Origin of the sequence: Streptomyces sp. NBC_01485 (genome assembly GCF_036227125.1) — a bacterium.
Lineage (GTDB): Bacteria > Actinomycetota > Actinomycetes > Streptomycetales > Streptomycetaceae > Streptomyces.
Genome location: NZ_CP109435.1, coordinates 8,013,372 through 8,034,512 on the forward strand (window position 1 = coordinate 8,013,372; position 21,141 = coordinate 8,034,512).

The following is a 21,141-nucleotide window of genomic DNA, read 5'->3' on the forward strand; positions in this document are numbered from 1 at the left end:
ATGGCGATCCTCAACGTCGAGGAACTCGTCGCGATCGACGTCCACACCCACGCGGAGGTGTCCTCCAAGGGCCACTCCTCGCTGGACGAAGACCTGCATGACGCGTCCTCCGCCTACTTCAAGGTCGAGGGCAAGCGGAAGCCGACCATCGAGGAGACGGCCGCCTACTACCGGGAGCGGAAGATGGCCGCCGTGATCTTCACGGTGGACGCCGAGTCCGCGACCGGCACGGCGCCGGTGCCGAACGAGGAGGTCGCCGAGGCCGCCGCCGCCAACGCCGACGTCCTCATCCCCTTCGCCTCCATCGACCCCTTCCGGGGCAAGGCGGGCGTCAGGCAGGCCCGGCGCCTGGTGGAGGAGTACGGGGTGAAGGGCTTCAAGTTCCACCCCAGCATCCAGGGCTTCTTCCCCAACGACCGCTCGGTCGCGTACGACCTCTACGAGGTGATCGAGGAGACGGGGACCATCGCCCTGTTCCACACCGGCCAGACCGGCATCGGCGCGGGCGTGCCGGGCGGCGGCGGGATCCGGCTGAAGTACAGCAACCCGCTGCACGTGGACGACGTGGCGGCCGACTTCCCGCACCTCAAGATCATCCTGGCGCATCCGTCGTTCCCCTGGCAGGACGAGGCGCTCGCCGTGGCCACCCACAAGCCGGGCGTGCACATCGACCTGTCCGGCTGGTCTCCGAAGTACTTCCCGCCGCAGCTCGTGCAGTACGCCAACACGCTGCTCAAGGACAAGGTCCTCTTCGGCTCCGACTACCCCGTCCTCACCCCCGACCGCTGGCTCGCCGACTTCGACAAGCTGACGATCAAGGACGAGGTGAAGCCGAAGATCCTCAAGGAGAACGCCGCCCGTCTGCTCGGACTGACCACACCGTAAGGGGCGTCGAAGATGCGCAACGAGGGACTCGGGTCATGGCCCGCACGCCGGGCCCGCAAGACCCCGCACCGCACCGCCCTGGTACACGGTGAACAGTCGACGGACTACCGCACACTGTATGCACGTACCACGCGCCTGGCCCACGCCCTGCGCGCCCGCGGCATCCACCGCGGCGACCGCATCGCCTACCTCGGCCCCAACCACCCCTGCTACCTGGAGACCTTGTTCGCCGCCGGCACGCTCGGCGCGGTCTTCGTCCCCCTGAACACCCGGCTCGCCGGCCCCGAGATCGCCTACCAGCTCGCCGACTCCGGCGCCAAGGCACTCGTCTACGGCCCCGCGCACGCCGGCCTGGTCGCCGGACTGCCCGGGAACTCGGACGTCCGGACCTACGTCGAGGTCGGCACCGAATACGAGGAGGCGCTCGCCGCCGCCTCCGACGAGCCGATCGACACACCGGTCACCCCCGACGACACCTGCATCATCATGTACACCTCGGGCACGACCGGCCGCCCCAAGGGCGCCATGCTCACGCACGGCAACCTCACCTGGAACGCGATCAACGTCCTCATCGACACCGACCTGATCGCCGACGAACGCGCCCTGGTCTCCGCGCCGTTGTTCCACACGGCCGGCCTGAACATGCTGACCCTCCCGGTGCTCCTCAAGGGCGGCTGCTGCGTCCTGGTCGAGGCCTTCGACCCGGAAGCCACCTTCGACCTGATCGCCCGCCATCGGATCACCTTCATGTTCGGGGTGCCGACGATGTTCGACCAGGTGGCCCGGCACCCGCGCTGGGCGGAGGCGGACCTGTCCTCCCTGCGCATCCTGACCTGCGGCGGCTCCCCGGTCCCCACCCCGCTGATAGCCGCCTACCAGGAACGCGGACTCACCTTCCTCCAGGGCTACGGCATGACCGAGGCCGCCCCCGGCACGCTGTTCCTGGACGCCGAGCACTCGATCAGCAAGGCGGGCTCGGCCGGCGTCCCGCACTTCTTCAGCGACGTACGCGTCCTGCGCCCCGACCTCACCCCGGTCGAGGTCGGCGAGACCGGCGAGGTCGTCGTGCGCGGGCCGCACGTCATGCCCGGCTACTGGGGACTGCCCGAGGAGACGGCCGCCTCCTTCGCCGACGGCTGGTTCCGCAGCGGGGACGCGGCCCGGGTCGACGAAGACGGTTACGTGCACATCGTCGACCGCATCAAGGACATGATCATCTCCGGTGGGGAGAACATCTACCCCGCCGAGATCGAGGACCTGCTCCTCGCCCACCCCGACATCGTCGAATGCGCGGTCATCGGCGTGTCCGACGACAAGTGGGGCGAGGTGCCGCGCGCGGTCGTCGTGCCCCGCGAGGGCGCTTCGCTCGACCCCGACGAGGTGCTGGCCTCACTGGCCGGACGGCTCGCCAAGTACAAGATCCCCAAGTCGGTGGTGATCGCGGACGAGTTGCCGCGCACCGCCTCCGGAAAGCTCCTCAAGTCCCGTGTCCGCACGCGGTACGGCAAGCAGTAAGGAACCCCCATGACCATCACCGTCAACGGCCTCGACGAGCTGAAGAAGCTGGCCGGCAGCGACCTGGGCACCAGCGAGTGGATCGAGGTCACCCAGGAGCGGATCGACACGTTCGCCGACGCGACCGGGGATCACCAGTGGATCCACGTCGACCCGGAGAAGGCCGCCGCAGGCCCCTTCGGCGCCCCGATCGCCCACGGCTACCTGACGCTCTCCCTGTTCATCCCGATGTTCACCGAACTGCTGGACGTCCAGGGCGTCACGACAAAGGTCAACTACGGGCTGAACAAGGTCCGTTTCCCCTCGCCGGTGAAGGTCGGCTCGCGCATCCGCCTGGTCGGCAAGCTGGCCGAGGTCGAGGACGTGCCGGGCGGGGTGCAGGTCGCCGTCGACGGCGCGATCGAGATCGAGGGCGGCACGAAGCCGGCGGCCGTGCTGCAGAGCCTTTCGCGGTTCTACGCGTAGGGCTCCGCCGGTTGGGCCGTAGGGGTTTGTGCTGTTGGGAAGCTGCGGGACCGCTGTGGCTGGTCGCGCCCCGCGGCGGAGCCGCACATCGATACAGCCCCGCGCCCCTTTGGGGCGCCTCAGCTGACGACGTCCACGAAGACCGGGTTGGAGTAGAACCAGGTGTCGGACCAGGGGTCGCCGTTGCCGGGCTCGTGGGGGATCGGGCCGTGGGGGTCGACGGAGGCGCCCAGGTAGCCGGTTCCGTGCCGGTTGCCGTCGCTGCCGCGCAGGCGGACGTAGAACGACTCGTCGCCCACCGTGAGCGGAACGCGCAGGGTGTACGTGCCCTTGCGGCCGCTCACGTCCGTCGTGTGGGCGACCCCCGTGTCGGGCGCCCGCCACGTGTCGCGGTCGGACACGGCGCCCCGCACCGCGCCCCGGATCACGTCCACATGCGCCAACTCGGGCAGAATTCCCTGGGGGTTGGGGCGGGAGGCGGTGGTGACGGTGATGTCCAGGGTGAGCTTCTCGCCCTTACGGACCCGCAGCCGGCCGCCGAGCGTGACGCCCCGGCCGTTGCTGTGCTCCCGCCGCAGCCGGACCTCGAGCCCGTCGAGCAGATGCCCGTGGTCGAGCCACACCCGGCCCTCGCGCAGACCCGTCATCACCGCCCGGTAGCCGTACCGGGTGACGCCCACGTGGGTGCGGCTGAACTGGCCCGGCCAGAAGTCGCTGCCCGGCTGCGGGGCGTCGGTCCGCACCGGGTCGGGCAGCTTGCCGGTGGTGTCGAAGTTCTGCCCGGCCGCCCAGTCGCCGTTCTTCCAGGTGTCGAAGACGGTGCGGTGGTTGTCGGAGTTGGTGGTGACCGAGAACAGCCGGCCCTCGGCCAGCATCGAGTCCCACAGGCCGCCGACGGTCGCCGTCGCCCAGTCGAAGCCGCCGTACGTGACATAGGCGTCCGCCGGATAGCCCGCGTGGGACTGCGCGGACGGCTTGTTCTCGTACTCGCCGCGGATGGACGTGGCTCCGCGCCAGCCGGGGATCGCCGCACCCTGGGCGCCGGGCGCGCCCTCCATGCCGATCATGATCTCGGGGGCCGCGTCGCGCCAACTCCGCATCTCGTGCGGGGAGTCGATGCCGAGGCGCAGCGGGTGGTTGGCGAGGACGAGGACGTCGTCGACGTAGCCGGTGCGGCGCTGCTCGGCCAGCCACTGGATCGCCTTGACGGCGTGCGCCTCGTTGCGGGCGGTGTCGGCCGCGCCGGCGGCGCCCTCGGTGTAGCCCAGCAGCTTGCCGTCGTAGGCGAGTTCGAACCGGGTGAGCAGGTCGACCTCGTGCGGGCCGGGTGCGGCGAACACCGTGCCGTGCTCGGCCGCCGGGATGTACCACTCCAGGCCCTGGAAGATCAGTTGGCGCGGGTTCTCGGCGCGCGCCTTGAGGATCTCCTCGTGCTCCAGCGCGGCGCCGAAGGAGGCGTGCCCGAAGTTGGAGTGCTCGTTGAACACCATCCAGTCCAGGCCGTACCGGGCGGCGGCCCGCGCCTGCTGGGAGAACGTGTACTTCGCGTCGTGGCTGTACACGGAGTGCACGTGGTGGTCGCCGACCAGGTAGGCCAGGCGCGGGTCCTCGCCGCCGAAGCCCTGGCCGGCGGCGGCCCCGGCCGGGGTGGCCGCGGCCACCCCGCCCAGGGTGAACGCGGCCCCGAACAGGCCGGCGCGGCGCAGGAGCTGACGTCTCGACACGCCCTGGGCGTCGAGGGCGGCGGGGGAGACGGCCGGGTCGGCCCAGGAGGGCAGTCGCTGCTCGGTCATGATTCTTCGGTGTCCTCTTCGAGGGCTCAGCGGTTCCTGAGGGAGGTCAGTGGTTCATGAAGGAGGTGACGGGCAGCGCCCGTTCGACGATGCGGACGTCGCCGAGGCGGCCGTGCAGGATCTGGTCGATCCGGTCGCCGTACGCGTAGCCGCCGAGCAGCCACGGCAGTCCGACGGAGGTGATGCCGACGGCCGCCGCCTTCGGGTTGCGCACGGTCGGGCAGCCCTCGACGTACAGCGTGGTGTGCTTGCCGTCGTTGACGACCGCGAGGTGCCACCAGGTCTCCAGCGGGGTCTCCTGCCCCCAGTTGGTGGCGATGCCCTGCTGGTTCAGCGGGCGCATCGCCCACTGCGGCTCCCGGTCGTTGGAGAGGGAGAGGGTGGCGAGCGGCTCGTCGGGGTCGTCGCCGGTCCTGCCCGCTGCCCCGCCCGTCCCCGTCCGGCCGACCAGTCCCGACCAGGCGTGGTGCGCGGGGTCCCAGTCGGCCGGCAGCCGGTAGAACGCCTCGATGGTGTAACCGGCCTTGAACGTCGCCGAGTTGAGCGGAGCGCCGTCGACCGTGCGCAGGTACGCCCCCTTCAGCGGGGACTTGAAACCCTGGAACTCCAGGCTGCCGTGCCCGGGTTGGTCGGGGTGGTGGTCGGACGACCAGCCGAGCGTGCCGCCGCCGACCGGGACGACGGTGAGGTCGTTGCCCCACCCGGACAGGTCCCGGACGGTGCCGGACACGGCCGAACCGTCGGCGTGCCCGTCGAAGCGCCAGTACGCGACCGTGCCGGGGACGACGACCTTCGACACAGGGCGTGCGGGGCGCGCCGGCACCGGGTCGAAGCCGGAGAAGCGCGCGGCGAAGTCGATGTCGACCGAGAACCGGTCGGCGGCGCCGCTGAGTTCGATCTCCTGCCGCTCCAGCTCGTTGAGCCCCTTCGCGGCCCGGCCCATGATCCACGGGGAGACCGTCTCGACGTCGATGACGCCGCGGTCGAGGTCGAAGCGGTAGAGGCGGATCATCGCCGCGCCGCCGAAGTAACGGTTCTGATAGTTCGTCAGATGCAGGTGGACGTCATGTCCCGCCGCGTTCTTGCGCGTTGACCGGCCGGCGGGCCAGTAGTGCCCGTTGAGAGTGAGGAAGATCTGGTCGTGGCCCTCGATCAGCCGGTCCCACAACTGCTGCCCGTACGCCGAGAGGGAGTCGTCCTCGAGGACCAGCTCGTGCGTCGTGAGGACGACGGGTGTCTTGGGGTGCCGGGCGAGGACGTCGGCGGCCCAGGCGTAACCCTTCTCCGACAGCCGCCAGTCCAGCGCCAGCACCATCCACTCCCGGCCGCCCGCCCGGAACAGGTGGAACGAGTTGTAGCCGTCGGGGGAGGCCCCGCCGAACGTGGACCTGCCCCGGAAACGCTGCGGACCGAACGCGTCCAGGTACGGGGTCGCGCCGCGCTGGTCGGTAGTCGACGACTGCACGTCGTGGTTGCCGGCCAGGACGCTGTAGCCGACCCCGCGCCGGTCGAGCAGCCCGAACGCCTCGCTGATCGCGGCGACTTCGTCCTTCGACCCGTTCTGGGTGAGGTCGCCGAGGTGGGACAGGAACACGATGTTCTCGTGCCTGCCGTGCTCCAGCAGATAGCGCAGGGACGCCTCGACCGGCTCCTTGTCGATGCTCGGCCCGTCGAAGAGGTACTGCGTGTCGGGCATGACGGCGAGCGTGAAGCGGCGGCTGTCGGGGTCCGGGCGCCAGGTCTTGGCGGAGGCCGCCTCGGCGGTGGCCGGCAGGGCGAGACCGGCCGTGGCGGCGGCGCCGAGCAGTGCGGTGGCGCGCAGGAAACCGCGTCTTGCGGCGCCGGCCTGCGCGGCCTCGCCCTCAATGTGGGCATGCGACGTACACACGTGTGCTCCGTAGGAAGTCCGTTGCTGTAAAGGGGAGTTCAGAGAAAGCGCAGGGTCCAGCTCCAGCGATGGACGCCCGGTGCGACGAGGTAGGACGGGAAGGTGTCGGGGCCGCACGACGCCGTACCGAGGCCGCGGTGCGCCGCGTCGAGGTGCACCACGCACCCGGCGCGCGGGACGAGTTCGTCATGGTGGGCGACGGCGGTCAGGTCCTCGGCTCGGTACCGCGTGACGGAGACCTGGCGCGGCTCGTCCAGCGTGACCGCGAGGCCCGTGGCGTCGGGCGCCGAGAGCGTGAAGCGCCGCATCCCGTGCCGGCCGCCGCTCTCCTGCGGCCGCAGGTACGGAGTGAACAACTCGTCGACGGAAACGGAGTGATGGCCCACCGGCGCGCCACCGCTCCGGTCGGGGTACGACTCCCAGGGCCCCTGCCCGAACCACTCCAGCAGGTCCATCCCGGCGACCGTCTCGAAGACCGAGCCGACCCGCGCCACGTCGTCGAACTCCTCGGGCAGCTCGGCCTGTTCGTCGATCCGGATGCCGCCCGCCACCGGTGTGAACACCTGCCGGTGCCGGACGACGCCGGTGGTGCCGGCGTACTCGGAGAGCACGCTCACCACCCCGTCCCCCTCCCGGCGGACCGAGACCAGCTTGCGCACGAGGGCGTCCAGGCCCCATGTCCGCCAGCGCAGCGCCATGCCGCCCAACTCGTCGTTGTCGGTGGGCGCCCGCCACAGCGACAGCGTGGGCGCGACGGTCAGCAGCGGGTGCACGAGGAGTCCGTCGGCGTCGATCTCGACACGCCCAAAACCCGCGGGCTCCTGCTCCTCGACCGGCTCGGCCGCCCGCAACCGCACCTGCGGTGCGCACACCTGCGTGCCGCGCGGCGCCCACGGCAGATCCTCCGCCGTCGTCACCCGCAGCGTCAGCCACGCCTCGCCGCCCTCTTCGGGCAGCGCGAACGGCAACGGCACCACGGCCGTCTCGCCCGGCCGCAGGTCGGGCAGTTCGGCCGCCGCGGTGAGCGTCCCGCCGCTCGCGAGTGACAGCTCCCACTCGCCCGCGAGCCACTCCAGGCCGCGGAAGTGCTGGTGGTTGGAGAGGACCAGCCCCTCGTGCCGGAAGCCCTGGAGCCGCAGCGGCGCGGCGAGTTCGCGGTGCTCGTACATCACCGGCTTGGGGGTGCGGTCGGGCAGGACGACGCCGTCCGCGATGAACGCGCCGTCGTGGTCCCGCTCGCCGAAGTCGCCGCCGTACGCCCAGCGGTACCCGGGCGCCGTGACACCGTTGTCGTAGAGCCCGGCGCCGCCGCGCCCGACCGGTCTTCCGTCGTTCACGGACTGAAGGATCCCGTGGTCCCAGAACTCCCAGATGAACCCGCCCTGAAGACCCGGGGTGGCCTCGATGGCGGCCCAGTGGTCGGCCAGCGTGCCGTTGCTGTTGCCCATCGCGTGGGAGTACTCGCACTGGATGAGCGGCTTGGTCTGCTCTCCGGACAGCGCGTGCGCCACGCAGTCCTCCAGGGGCGCGTACATCGGGCAGGCGATGTCGGAGGCGACCCCCGGATCGGCCCAGCCGCGCTTGGCGGCCCCCTCGTACTGCAGCGGCCGGGTCGGATCGTGCCGGCGCACCCAGCCTGCGGCCGCGTCGTGGTTCGCGCCGTAGTCGGACTCGTTGCCCAGCGACCAGATGATGACCGACGGGTGGTTCTTGTCCCGCAGCACCATCCGCGCGACCCGGTCGACGAAGGCGTTCAGATAGCGCGGGTCGTCGGCGATCTCGTGGGCGTGGTCGTGCGACTCGATGTCCGCCTCGTCGACGACGTAGAAACCGAGCTCGTCGGCGAGGTCGTACAGCGTCGGGTCGTTGGGGTAGTGCGCGGTGCGGATCGCGTTGAAGCCGAACCGCTTCAGCAGGGCGAGATCCGCGCGCATGTCCTCGGACGACACCGTCCGCCCCGTCAGCGGATGGAAGTCGTGCCGGTTGACGCCCCGGATGAAGACCCGCTCGCCGTTGACCAGCAGATCCCGTCCGACCACCGCCACGTCCCGGAAGCCGACGGGGTGCCGGGAGGTGTCGGCGACCGTGCCGTCGGCGCGGTGCAGGCGCACCGTCAGGCCGTACAGCTCGGGCGTCTCGGCCGTCCAGGTGCGCACCTCGGGCACGCGCGCGGTGAGGCGGGCCTCGCCGAGGAAGGCGGAGACGCGCTCGTCCTCGGCGTTGGCCAGGTCGAGCGCGGCGTCCTGGACCACCGGCAGCCCGTCCAGGTCCCCGCTGACGTACCAGCCCTCGGGCAGCGCGCCGCCCGCGTCCCGCACCCGGCAGTCGACCCGCAGCTCGCCGTCCTGCCCCGCCCGCACGGTCACGTCGGACAGGTGCAGCGCGTCGGTGGCGTACAGCAGCACCGAGCGGGTGATCCCGCCGTGCCACCAGTGGTCCTGGTCCTCGATGTGCGAGGCGTCCGACCACTTGACGACCGTCAGCCGCACGACGGACCGCCCGCCGGGGCGGACCACGTCCGACAGGTCGAACTCGGCCGCCAGATGGGAGTCCTTGGAGATGCCGACGGGCCGCCCGTCCACGTGCACCAGCAGCACGCTCTCGGCGGCCCCGACCTGGAGCACGATCCGGCGCCCGGCCCACTCGGCGGGGACGTCGACCTCCCGCTCGTACACACCCGTCGGATTGTCGGCGGGCGACAGTGGAGGGAATTCTGTATACGGCATACGGATGTTCAGATACTGCGGAAGGTCGTCCGTATCCTGCATGGTCCATACGCCGGGCACGGCTGCCGTCGACCACGCGGCGCCGACCGGCGCGTCCGGGGCGGGCAGCAGCTGGAAACGCCAGTCGCCGTCCAGGGAGCGGGCTCCGAAGCGCCGGTCGACGGCGTTCATGGGCAGCCGCCCCCAGGAGGTCACCTCGGGCGCCTGCCAGGGGCGGAGCGTCAGCAGCGGGTCAGTCACGAGCGGGTCCGTCACTTGATCGCTCCCTTGGCGAGGTCGCCGATCATCTGGCGGGCGCCGATCGCGAACACGATCAGCAGGGGAACGAGGGCGAGGAGTGCGCCGGTCATGACCATTCCGTAGTCGGTGGTGCCGTGCGTGCCGTTGAGCTGGGACAGGGCGACCTGGAGGGTCACGTTGTCCGGGTTGGTGAGGGCGATCAGGGGCCAGGCGTAGTCGTTCCACTGGCCCATGAAGGTGAAGATGCCGAGGAACGCCAGGCCCGGCCGGACCACCGGGAGGGCCACGTGCCAGTACTGGCGCAGGAAGTTCGCGCCGTCGATGCGGGAGGCGTCGAGGAGTTCGTCGTGGATCGCGCTCTTCATGTACTGGCGCATCCAGAAGATGCCGAACGCGTTGGCGGCGGCCGGCACGATCAGCGCCGTCATCGAGCCGATCCAGCCGAGCTTCGCCATGATCACGAACTGCGGGATCGCCTGGAGCTGCGCCGGCACCATGAAGATGAACATGAGCAGCACGAACAGCAACCGCTTGCCCGGGAACGCGAACTTGGCGAAGACGAAGGCCGCCAGCGAGTCGAAGAACAGGACCAGGAACGTCACCGAGCCCGCGACCAGCAGTGAGTTGAACATCGAGCCGAAGAAGTCGATGTTGTCGAAGAGGCTGCGCACGTTCTCCAGGAAGTGCGTGCCCGGCAGCAGCTTGGGCGGGTAGGAGAAGATCTCCGACGACGTGTGCGTCGACATGATCACGGCCCAGTAGAACGGGAAGGCCGAGAGCAGGACGCCGACGACGAGGCTCGCGTGCAGCGCGAACCCTCTGCGGCGGGTCCCGTCGATCCCCTTGGTCCGCCGGGTTCCTTGGATGGATGCCATGGTGTTCTGGCCTTCCTAGTCTTCGCCCCGGCGCTGCACCAGACGCCAGTTGATGATCGAGAAGAGGACGACGACGAGGAAGATGCCCCACGCCACGGCGGCGCCGTAGCCGAAGTCGTTGTTGTCGAAGGTCTGTTGGAAGAAGTAGAGGACCATCGTCCGGCCGGCGTGGCCCGGACCGCCCGAGAACGTCGAGTCGTTCGAGGTGTTCTGCAGCAGGACCTGGGGTTCGGAGAAGCTCTGCAGACCGGTGACCGTCGACACGACGAGCACGAACAGCAGCACCGGGCGCATCATCGGCAGCGTGATCCGGAAGAAGGTCTGCACCGGCCCCGCGCCGTCCATCCGCGCCGCCTCGTACAGCTCGCCCGGGATGGTCTGGAGCCCGGCCAGGAAGATGATCGCGTTGTAGCCGGTCCACTGCCAGGTCATCAGCGTCGCGACGGCGATCCTGATGCCCCACGGGGTGTTGAGCCAGGCGATCTGGTCGACGCCGATCGCTTGCAGGAAGGCGTTGACGAGGCCGAAGTTGGTGGAGAAGACCGAGCCGAAGACGATCGCGATCGCCACGACCGAGGTGACGCTCGGCAGGAAGTAGGCGACGCGGTAGAGGTTCTTGAAGCGGACCGCCGAGTTGAGCATCACCGCCGTCACCATCGCCAGGAAGATCATGGGGAAGGTGGCCAGCGCCCAGATGACGATCGTGGTCCCGATCGAGCTCCAGAACTCCGAGTCGCTCAGCAGGTACTGATACTGCGTCAGCCCCGCCCACTCCATCGAGCCGAGGCCGTCCCAGCGGTGGAAGGAGAGGTAGAGCGAGAAGCCGACCGGGATCAGGCCGAAGCAGAGGAAGAGCAGGTAGAAGGGGGAGATCGCGGCGTAGAGGTGCCAGTACCTGCGGAAGCCCGTGCGGGGTCGCGGCGCGGGTGTGTGCGCCACGACCGTCGGGGGCTCCGGGGGCTTCTCCAGCGTGGGGAGGGTGGCCATCAGTAGCTCACCCCCAGGTGCTTCGCGATGCGCCGGCATGTGCTCATGGCGTCACTCCAGGCCTGCTTCGGGTCCTTGCCGAGGACGCCGACGTTCTTCATCTCGTCCTTGATGGGCTGCCCGAGCGCCACGTCGAAGGGGCTGTTGTAGGCGACGGCGATCTTCTGCGCGGCGGGCCCGAAGACGTCCATCGTGACCTGCCCGCCGAAGAACGGGTCGGGCTCGCGCACCTGCTTGACGCCGTACGAGGCGGGGGTGGAGGGGAAGAGTCCCGCGTCCACGAAGCCCTGCGCCTGGTTGCCCGCGTCGAGCATCCAGGTGATGATCCGGAACGCCCGCTCGGGCTCCCGGCACTCCTTGGTGATCGACAGGAACGAGCCGCCGTTGTTGGAGGGCCGCACGGGCATGTCGGCCACCCGCCACCTGCCCTTGGTCTTCGGCACGCCGTTCTTGAGGTCGCTGGTCGCCCAGGACGCGCCCAGTTGGCTCGGCAGCTTGCCGTCCTCGATGGCCGAGAACTGGTCCGGGGTGCCGTTGACCAGGTTCGACACGAGCTTGCGCTGCTTGGCCTCGACGGCGAGCGCCCAGGCGTGGCGCACATGCTCCTGGTCGCCGATGAAGTGGCGGTCCTTGTCGACGTACCGCTCGCCGCCCTGCTGCACCACGTTCTCGAAGACGCTGTTGACGTCGGTGAGCAGGGAGGTTCCCGGGATCCGCTGCCGCAGCCGCTCACCCGCCGCGAAGAACTTCTCCCACGTGTCGAGCTCCTTCGACACGTCGGCGGGCTCGTACGGCAGTCCCGCCTTCCGGAAGACGGCGTACTGGTAGAAGTGCGCCACCGGCCCGCAGTCGATCGGGAAGCCGACCATCGTGCCGTCGTCCGCGATGCCCTGCTCCCACTTCCAGGGCAGGTACTGGGACCTGTACTTGTCCGCGCCGAGCGTGCGCAGGTCCACGAACTGGCCGGCGTTGGGCAGGTAGGACGCCATGTCCTCGCCCTTCAGGCCCGCGATGTCGGGGACATGGGCGCGGCCGGCCATCGTGGTGATCAGCTTCGACCGGTAGTAGCCGCCGATCTTGATGGCCTTGAGGTCGACCGCGCTGCCGTACCGGGCCGTCGCGTTCTTGACGACCGTGTCGCCCAGGCCGCCGTCCCAGTACCACAGGACCATGTTCCGGCCGGTCGAACCGGTCGGAACACCGCAGCCGGACGCCAGGCCGCCGAGCGCCGTGGCGGCCGAACCGGCCAGTCCCGCGCGGAGCAGGCCTCTACGTGAGAGCCGCACAGCTCCCACCGCCTTTCGGATCTGTTCGCGTCTTCGCAGACGATGTGCAATCGAGGGACATGAGGGGGTTGTCTTCTCGGGCTACGGGCTACGGGCTACTGGATACGAGGTGCCGGATACGGGCTACTGGATACGAGGTGCCGGATACGGGCTACGAGATATGCGATACCGGATACCGGATACTGCATACCGGATACGGGCCCGCGGGCCCGTCAGGGTCGCCGGGCGGGTGGGGTGGCCGGGGCGTACCGCACGGGCGGGCCGACGTCCGCCGGGACGCGGTCGGCCAGGAAGCCGTACGTCCGCTTCAGTTCGGGGTCGGTCACGGAGCGCCACCAGCGGTCGATGCCGTACCAGCCGGGGGCGGCGAGCGCCCCGCCGTGATGCTGCACCGAGAGCCCGGCGGACAGGACGGCGAACCGCAGCCGCTCCGCCAGCGGCCAGCCGCCCAGAGAAGCGGCGACGAAGCTCGCGCCGAACACGTCCCCGGCACCCGTCGCGTCCAGGACGTCGACGTCGACGGCGGGGACCTCCGCGTACTCCCCGGTCGTCTGGTCGACCGCGACCGCGCCGTCGCCGCCCCGGGTGACCACGGCCACCGGCACCAGCTCGGTGAGCGTGCCGAGCGCGGCGACCGCGCTGTCGGTGCGGGTGTACGCCATCGCCTCGGTCTCGTTGGGGAGGAAGGCGTGGCACAGGCGGAGTTGGTCGAGGAGGTCGGTGGACCACTGCTGGGTGGGGTCCCAGCCGACGTCGGCGTAGATCTGCGTGCCGTTCGCGGCCGCCTTGGCGAGCCAGGCGCGCGGTTCGGCCTCCAGGTGCACGAGGGCCGTGCGCGCCTCGGGCGGGTCGCCCATCAGCTCGTCCTGCGAGTACGGCGGCTCCTGGCCGTGGGTGACCAGGGCCCGGTCGTGGCCGTGCGCGAGGGCGACGGTGACCGGGGTGTGCCAGTCGTCCGCCACCCGGGAGAGGGCGAGGTCGACGCCCTCCTGCCCGGCGAGGACCTCATGGCAGTGGACGCCGTAGAAGTCGTCGCCGAAGACCGTGGCCAGCGAGGTCCGCAGGCCGAAGCGGGACGCGGCAACCGCCAGGTTGGCGATGCCGCCGGGGCCGCAGCCCATGCCCGCCGTCCAGATCTCCTCGCCGGGCGTCGGCGGCCTGCCGAGCCCCGTGAGGACGAGGTCGTAGAAGAGCAGCCCGGTGAGCAGCACCTCGGGCCGGTCGTCGTCCACCGCACATCCTCTCGTCAAAACTCTTCATTTCTTGACCGGAATCGTGCGCCGCTCGGCGACATTGGTCAATGCCTCAGCAGAAGTGAGCATAGATTTGATTGAAGATGACGAGTAGTGTTCGCTCCGTGCTGGCAGAACGACGACATCAACTCATCCTGCGGGCCCTGCGCTCCGGTGGTCCCACAGCCGTGACCGATCTCTCCGAGCAACTGGGTGTGAGCCCGGCCACGATCAGGCGTGACCTGGTCAAACTCGAGGAGGACGGCCTGCTCACCCGGGTGCACGGCGGCGCCGTCGCGGAGGAGGGCGACCAGCCCTTCGCCGAGGTCGCCGAGATGCGCGTGGCCGAGAAGGACGTCATCGCCGCGCACGCCGCGGCGATGGTCGCGGACGGGCAGTCGGTGCTGCTCGACATCGGCACCACCGCCTACCGCCTGGCCCGGCAGCTGCACGGCCGCCGGCTGACGGTGATCACCAGCAACCTGGTGGTCTACGAGGAGCTCGCCGACGACGAGGGCATAGAGCTGGTCCTGCTCGGCGGCATGGTCCGGCGCGAGTACCGCTCCCTGGTCGGCTTCCTCACCGAGGACAACCTGCGCCAGTTGCATGCCGACTGGCTGTTCCTCGGCACCAGTGGAGTGCGCCCGGGCGGGCAGGTGATGGACACGACGGTCGTCGAGGTGCCGGTGAAACGCGCCATGATCAAGGCCGGTGAGAAGGTCGTCCTGCTCGCCGACTCGGCGAAGTTCCCGGGTACGGGCATGGCGAAGGTCTGTGGTCCCGAGGAACTGGACGCGGTGGTGACGAACACGCCGGTCGACCCGGTGACCCGGTCCTCCTTCGAGGAGGCGGGCGTCGAGATGGTCGTGGCAGGAAAGGTGCAAGCGTGAAACTGACGATTCTGGGCGGCGGCGGGTTCCGGGTGCCGCTCGTGTACGGGGCGCTGCTGACGGACCGCGGCGAGGGGCGGGTCACGGAAGTCGTTCTGCACGATCTCGACGACAGTCGGCTGTATGCGGTCGCCCGTGTACTGGATGAGCAGGCGGCCCGCGTCCCCGACGCCCCCAGGGTGACCGCCACCACCGACCTCGACGAGGCGCTGCGCGGCGCCGACTTCATCTTCTCCGCGATCCGCGTCGGCGGCCTCGAAGGCCGCGCCCACGACGAGCGGGTGGCCCTCGCGGAGGGCGTCCTCGGCCAGGAGACGGTCGGCGCCGGAGGCATCGCCTACGGTCTGCGCACGGTCCCCGTCGCCGTCGACATCGCCCGGCGTGTCGCCCGCCTCGCCCCCGACGCCTGGCTCATCAACTTCACCAACCCGGCCGGCCTGGTCACCGAGGCCATGTCCCGCCACCTCGGCGACCGCGTGATCGGCATCTGCGACTCGCCGGTCGGCCTCGGCCGCCGGATCGCCCGCGTCCTCGGCGCGGACCCCAAGGAGGCGTGGATCGACTACGTCGGTCTCAACCACCTCGGCTGGGTCCGCGGCCTGCGCGTCGCCGGACGCGACGAACTCCCACGGCTGCTCGCCGACCCCGACCTGCTCGGCTCCTTCGAGGAGGGCAAGCTCTTCGGCGTCGACTGGCTGCAGTCGCTCGGCGCGATCCCCAACGAATACCTGCACTACTACTACTTCAACCGCGAGGCCGTCCGCGCCTACCAGCAGGCCGAGAAGACCCGCGGCGCCTTCCTCGCCGACCAACAGGCCCAGTTCTACGCGGAGATGAAGCGCCCCGACACGGCCGCCCTGACCGCCTGGGACCGCACCCGCGCCGAGCGCGAGGCCACCTACATGGCCGAGAACCGGGAGACGGCCGGCGCCGGCGAACGCGACGCCGACGACCTCTCCGGCGGCTACGAGAAGGTCGCCCTCGCCCTGATGCGGGCCATCGCCCGAGACGAACGCACGACCCTGATCCTCAACGTCCGCAACCAGGGCACCCTTTCGGCGCTCGACGCCGACGCCGTCATCGAGGTGCCCTGCCTCGTCGACGCCAACGGCGCGCACCCGGTGGCCGTGGCCCCGCTGCCCGAGCACGCCACCGGCCTGGTCTGCGCGGTGAAGGGCGTCGAGCGCGAGGTGCTGGCCGCCGCCGAGTCCGGCTCCCGTACGACGGCCGTGAAGGCGTTCGCGCTGCACCCGCTGGTCGACTCGGTGAACGTGGCCCGCAGGCTGGTCGAGGGCTACACCGACGTCCATCCCGGTCTGGCGTACCTTAGGTAAGCGCCCGACGGAAAGCGCTTTCCCCTTATTGGTAGGCCCGGCCTCCGCTTAGCCTCCGCCCAGTCTTCGCCTCGCCTTCGCCCGGCCCTTGCCCGGCTTCTGGCCCGCCCCCGAGCCTCCCCGCCCTTCCTGCCGTCCCGCCTTCCTGCCGTCCCGCCTTCCTGCCCTTCCTGTCCTCCGTGGTCCCTCTCTGGAGATTCCCCATGCATGACGAACGCCGCCGCATCGAGGAGCGCGTCGAGCGCGTCCACAACCAGCGGGTCAAGCCCGCGATCTACGCGGCCACCGTGCCCTTCGAGGTCGAGGCCTGGCAGGCGCCGGGGGAGCCCGTCCCCTTCGCGGAGGCCGCGGCCGCCGCCTACGAGCCCTTCGCGATGGACACCCCGTGGGGGCCGCCCTGGGGCACCACCTGGTTCCGGATGCGCGGACAGGTGCCCGCCGAGTGGGCCGGCCGGCGCGTCGAGGCGGTCATCGACCTCGGCTTCGTGGGCGACTGGCCCGGCAACCAGGCCGAGGCCCTCGTCCACCTCACCGACGGGACTCCGCTGAAGGCGGTCAACCCGCTCAACCAGTACGTGCCGATCGGCAACCCGGCGACGGGCGGGGAGACCATCGACTACCTCGTCGAGGCCGCCTCCAACCCTGACATCCTGGCCAACGACTTCAACGCCCCGACCCCGCTGGGCGATGTACTGACGGCAGGCGACCGTCCACTGTATACATTCCGCCGCGCCGACATCGCCGTCCTCGACGAGCAGGTCTGGCACCTCGACCTGGACCTCCAGGTGCTGCGCGAACTCATGGTCCACCTCGGCGAGCACGAGCCGCGCCGCCACGAGATCATGCACGCCCTGGACCGCGCCATGGACGCCCTCGACCTGGACGACATCTCCGGCAGCGCCGCGGCCGTCCGCGAGGTCCTCGCGCCCGTCCTGGCCCGCCCCGCCCACGCCAGCGCGCACACCATCTCCGGCGTCGGCCACGCGCACATCGACTCCGCCTGGCTGTGGCCGATCCGCGAGACGAAGCGCAAGACCTCCCGCACGTTCTCCAACGTCACCTCGCTCGCCGACGAGTACGACGACTTCGTCTTCGCCTGCTCGCAGGCCCAGCAGTACGAGTGGGTGCGCGACAACTACCCGCAGGTGTGGGCGCGCATCCAGGAGTCGGTGAAGAAGGGGCAGTGGGCGCCGGTCGGCGGCATGTGGGTCGAGTCCGACGGCAACCTGCCCGGCGGCGAGGCCATCGCCCGCCAGCTCGTCCACGGCAAGCGGTTCTTCATCGAGCACTTCGGCATCGAGACCAAGGGCGTCTGGCTGCCGGACTCCTTCGGCTACAACGCCGCCTACCCGCAGCTCGCCAAACTCGCCGGCAACGACTGGTTCCTCACCCAGAAGATCTCCTGGAACCAGACGAACAAGTTCCCCCACCACACCTTCTGGTGGGAGGGCATCGACGGCACCCGCATCTTCACGCACTTCCCGCCCGTCGACACCTACAACGCCCGTTTCAGCGGCGAGGAGATGGACCGCGCGGTCCGCAACTACTCGGAGAAGGGCGGCGGTACGCGCTCCCTCGCCCCGTTCGGCTGGGGCGACGGCGGCGGCGGCCCCACCCGCGAGATCATGGAGCGGGCGCGCCGGCTGGCCGACCTGGAAGGCTCGCCGAAGGTCGTCGTCGAACACCCCGACGCGTTCTTCGCCAAGGCCCGCGAGGAGTACCCGGACGCCCCGGTCTGGGTCGGCGAGCTCTACCTCGAGCTGCACCGCGCCACCTACACCACCCAGGCCCGCACCAAGCAGGGCAACCGGCGCAGCGAACACAAGCTGCGCGAGGCCGAGTTGTGGGCGACCACCGCCGCGCTGCACGCGCCGGGCTACGCCTACCCGTACCAGAAGCTCGACCGGCTCTGGAAGACGGTGCTGCTGCACCAGTTCCACGACATCCTGCCGGGTTCCTCCATCGCCTGGGTGCACCGCGAGGCGGAGGCCGAATACGCCCGTGTCGCCGAGGAGTTGGAGGTGCTGACGGCCGAGGCGGTCGCGGCGCTCGGCGGGGGCGCGGCCGGGGGCGCGGGCGGGACCAGGGTGTTCAACACGAGCCCCTTCGACCGCGCGGAGGTGATCCGCACCTCCGCGGGCGCACCGGCGTACGTGGAGGTGCCCGCGAGCGGCAGCGCGCCCCTCGCCGCGGACACCGCCGGCTCGCCGCGGCCGGTGACGGTCTCCGGCCGGGTCCTCGACAACGGCCTGGTCCGTGTACAGATCGCGGAAGACGGCACACTGTCTTCCGTATTCGATCTACGGGCGAATCGCGAAGTCCTCGCCGGCCAGGGCAACCTGCTGCGCCTGCACACCGACCTCCCGAACTACTGGGACGCCTGGGACATCGACAAGCACTACAAGAACCGCTTCACGGACCTCCTGGACCCGGACTCGGTCACCGTCGTCGAGGACGACCCGCTGCTCGGAGCCGTCCGCGTCACCCGCTCCTTCGGCAAGGGCTCGACGATCACCCAGACGGTCACCCTGCGCGCCGGCAGCCCCCGTGTCGACTTCGAGACCGACATCGACTGGCACGAGGCGGAGAAGATCCTCAAGGCGGCCTTCCTTGTGGACATCCGGGCGCCGCACTCCTCCGCCGAGATCCAGTTCGGCCACATCCAGCGCCCCACCCACACCAACACCAGTTGGGAGGCGGCCCGGTTCGAGGTCTCCGGCCACCGCTGGGTGCACATCGGCGAGCCCGGCTACGGCGTCGCCGTCATCAACGACTCCACCTACGGCCACGACGTCTCCCGCACGGTCCGCGAGGACGGCGGTACGACGACCACGGTCGCCCTCAGTCTGGTCCGCGCCCCGCGCATCCCCGACCCCGAGGCCGACCAGGGCCGGCACCGCTTCGCCTACGCGCTGCTCCCCGGCGCGAGCATCGAGGACGCGGTCGCCGAGGGCTACGCCCTCAACCTTCCGCTGCGCGTGGCGGAGGCGGCGGGTGCGGCGGGCGCGCCCGAGCCGGTCGTCTCGGTGGACGGCGAGGGCGTCACCGTCGAGGCGGTGAAGCTCGCCGACGACGAGTCCGGTGACGTCGTCGTCCGGCTCTACGAGTCCCGCGGCGGCCGGGGCGTCGGCACCCTGCGCACCAGCTTCCCGCTCGCCGGCGCCAAGGTCACCGACCTGCTGGAGCGGCCGCTGGAGCCGGCGACCGTCGGCGCGGACGGCACCGTCGCCGTCGTCCTGCGCCCCTTCCAGATCCTGACGCTCCGTCTGGAACGCGCCGCCACCGCCCGCTAGCAACAACCCCCTCGGGACGGGCGCGCGGCCCACACCGCACCACCCACACCGCGCGCCCGCCCCTGCGTCGAAGTGTCTTGCCCCGAAGTGCCCTGCCCTGCGGAGGAGTTCAGCCGTGCCCATGCAACCCTGGTTCACCGACGCCAAGTTGGGGATCTTCGTCCACTGGGGGATCTACGCCGTCGACGGCGTCCAGGAGTCCTGGTCGTTCTACGACGACATAGTGCCGCACGACCGGTACATGTCCCAGCTCGACCGCTTCACCGGCGCCCACTACGACCCGAAGGCCTGGGCCGACCTGTTCGCCCGGGCGGGGGCCAAGTACGCCGTCCTGACCAGCCGCCACCACGACGGCGTCGCCCTGTGGGACACCGAGTACGGCGACCTCGGCCTCGGCCGCGACTACCTCACCGGCTACGCCGACGCGCTGCGCGAGAAGGGCCTCAAGGTCGGCCTGTACTACTCGCACTCCGACTGGAACCACCCCGACTACGCCACCACCCGCAAGCCGGGCCGCCCGCCGGAGCTGGAGGACAACCGCTACTCCGAGTGTTCGGCCGAGGACGAGGACCTGGTGGCCTGGGAGCGGTTCATGGTCTACCGGGACGGCCAGATCACGGAGTTGGCCTCCCGCTACCGGCCCGACCTGATGTGGTTCGACGGCGAGTGGGACCGCAGCGAGGAGCAGTGGCGCATCACGGAACTCGCCGCGCTGATCCGCTCGTACTCCCCGGACGTCGTCTTCAACGCCCGCATGCTCAGCGAGGGCGACTACGCCACCCCCGAACAGGGTGCCCCTATCGAACCTCCCGCCGGGCCCTGGGAGTTGTGCCTCACGATCAACGACTCGTGGGGGTACCGGCACGAGGACCACAACCACAAGTCGCTTACCCAGTTGGTCCGTTACTTCACGGAGACGATCGGTGGCGGCGGCAACCTGCTGCTGGACGTCGGCCCGATGGAGGACGGCACCATCCCGCAGCCGCAGGTCGAACGCCTCGAAGGCCTGGGGGAGTGGATCCGCAAGCACGCGGAGGCCGTGTACGGGACGGTGCGGGGGCTCCCGGCCGGGCACCACTACGGGCCGAGCACCCTCTCCGCCGACCGCCGCACCCTCTACCTCACCCTGTTCGACATTCCGCGCGCCGAGATCGGTGTCCGGGGTCTGGTCACGCCGGTCCGCAAGGTCACGGTGCTCGGCACCGGAACGGAACTCGCCCACCGGATGGTCGGCGGGCTGCACGAGGCGGTCGGCGTGCTGTGGATCGACCCGCCGGCCGGCTCCGACCTCGACCCGCACGCCACAGTGCTCGCGGTGGAACTGGACGGCGAACTGGAGCTGTACCGGGGGTCGGGACGCTTCTGACGGAGTCCGGGGTCAGGATGCCCCTGACGGACGAGAGCCGGGGGCCGGGACGCTTCTGACGGGTGCCAGGTAGGGGGCGGACGTTCGGGTCGGCCGGTCGCTCCCCGTGGCAGCGGCCGACCGACCCGATCCCCCGTCCCCCGGGAATCCCCCGTCGATTCCCGTCTTTCCCCCGGTTGATCCCCCGTTGATCCCTGTGCTTCCCCCGCAGGACCCCGGTGCGTCCCCCACGCTCCCCCGGTGGGGGCCTTCACCCTTAAGAGCAGGCACCCCGGGTCCTGATACACCTTCCGCGAAAGGAAGTCCCCCGGACCAGAATCCGGGGGACTTCCGCGCGCTTCCCAAGGGGCTCAGCAGAGGCGCAGC

Annotated in this window: 14 protein-coding genes; 7 read left to right on the top strand and 7 right to left on the bottom strand. The window is 70.4% G+C overall.

The genetic code is table 11. The features are described 5' to 3' along the window. Genes OG352_RS35330 through OG352_RS35340 form a run of 3 tightly spaced genes read left to right on the top strand, consistent with a single transcriptional unit; the run spans position 1 to position 2,865 of the window. The gene (locus OG352_RS35330; RefSeq protein WP_329222526.1) at positions 1 to 885 is read left to right on the top strand and encodes an amidohydrolase family protein; all 885 of its coding nucleotides are present in this window, start codon (positions 1 to 3) and stop codon (positions 883 to 885) included. A gap of 12 nt (positions 886 to 897) precedes the next feature. Next, a complete protein-coding gene (locus OG352_RS35335) occupies positions 898 to 2,400 on the top strand; it encodes an acyl-CoA synthetase (RefSeq protein WP_329222527.1) in 1,503 nt (500 codons plus the stop codon). A gap of 9 nt (positions 2,401 to 2,409) precedes the next feature. Beyond that, entirely contained in the window at positions 2,410 to 2,865 is a 456-nt protein-coding gene (locus OG352_RS35340; protein WP_329222528.1) for a MaoC family dehydratase, read from the top strand. 119 nt (positions 2,866 to 2,984) lie between these two features. Here the strand turns inward: OG352_RS35340 and OG352_RS35345 are convergent, their stop codons facing one another. The 7 genes from OG352_RS35345 to OG352_RS35375 form a co-directional block, all read right to left on the bottom strand. Then, the gene (locus OG352_RS35345) at positions 2,985 to 4,658 is read right to left on the bottom strand and encodes a histidinol-phosphatase (RefSeq protein ID WP_329222529.1); all 1,674 of its coding nucleotides are present in this window, start codon (positions 4,656 to 4,658) and stop codon (positions 2,985 to 2,987) included. 46 nt (positions 4,659 to 4,704) lie between these two features. Further along, the gene (locus OG352_RS35350; RefSeq protein ID WP_329222531.1) at positions 4,705 to 6,546 is read right to left on the bottom strand and encodes a LamG-like jellyroll fold domain-containing protein; all 1,842 of its coding nucleotides are present in this window, start codon (positions 6,544 to 6,546) and stop codon (positions 4,705 to 4,707) included. Between the two features lie 38 nt (positions 6,547 to 6,584). Next, positions 6,585 to 9,512 (bottom strand): glycoside hydrolase family 2 TIM barrel-domain containing protein, encoded by a 2,928-nt coding sequence (locus OG352_RS35355; protein ID WP_329224082.1) that lies wholly within the window; start codon positions 9,510 to 9,512, stop codon positions 6,585 to 6,587. A gap of 11 nt (positions 9,513 to 9,523) precedes the next feature. Continuing rightward, positions 9,524 to 10,387, bottom strand: coding sequence for a carbohydrate ABC transporter permease (locus OG352_RS35360; RefSeq protein ID WP_329222532.1), 864 nt, complete (start codon positions 10,385 to 10,387; stop codon positions 9,524 to 9,526). A 15-nt stretch (positions 10,388 to 10,402) separates the two neighbouring features. Further along, positions 10,403 to 11,374 carry a carbohydrate ABC transporter permease gene (locus tag OG352_RS35365; RefSeq protein ID WP_329222533.1) on the bottom strand — a complete coding sequence of 324 codons (972 nt, stop codon included), beginning with the start codon at positions 11,372 to 11,374 and terminating at the stop codon, positions 10,403 to 10,405. Continuing rightward, positions 11,374 to 12,660, bottom strand: coding sequence for an ABC transporter substrate-binding protein (locus OG352_RS35370; protein WP_329222534.1), 1,287 nt, complete (start codon positions 12,658 to 12,660; stop codon positions 11,374 to 11,376). Before OG352_RS35370 ends, OG352_RS35365 begins: the two co-directional genes overlap by 1 nt. Before the next feature lie 212 nt (positions 12,661 to 12,872). Next, entirely contained in the window at positions 12,873 to 13,892 is a 1,020-nt protein-coding gene (locus tag OG352_RS35375; RefSeq protein ID WP_329222535.1) for a carbohydrate kinase family protein, read from the bottom strand. Positions 13,893 to 14,017: 125 nt separating this feature from the next. On the opposite strand from OG352_RS35375, the gene OG352_RS35380 reads away from it, so the two are divergent. From OG352_RS35380 to OG352_RS35395, 4 genes are all read left to right on the top strand, one after another. Beyond that, the gene (locus tag OG352_RS35380; protein ID WP_329222536.1) at positions 14,018 to 14,782 is read left to right on the top strand and encodes a DeoR/GlpR family DNA-binding transcription regulator; all 765 of its coding nucleotides are present in this window, start codon (positions 14,018 to 14,020) and stop codon (positions 14,780 to 14,782) included. After that, positions 14,779 to 16,116 (top strand): 6-phospho-beta-glucosidase, encoded by a 1,338-nt coding sequence (locus tag OG352_RS35385; protein WP_329222537.1) that lies wholly within the window; start codon positions 14,779 to 14,781, stop codon positions 16,114 to 16,116. The genes OG352_RS35380 and OG352_RS35385 overlap by 4 nt, the downstream gene beginning before the upstream one ends. A gap of 203 nt (positions 16,117 to 16,319) precedes the next feature. Beyond that, complete coding sequence (locus OG352_RS35390; protein WP_329222538.1) at positions 16,320 to 19,409, top strand: alpha-mannosidase; 3,090 nt, start codon at positions 16,320 to 16,322, stop codon at positions 19,407 to 19,409. Positions 19,410 to 19,524: 115 nt separating this feature from the next. Beyond that, positions 19,525 to 20,775, top strand: coding sequence for an alpha-L-fucosidase (locus tag OG352_RS35395; RefSeq protein WP_329222539.1), 1,251 nt, complete (start codon positions 19,525 to 19,527; stop codon positions 20,773 to 20,775). Positions 20,776 to 21,141 lie beyond the last annotated feature (366 nt).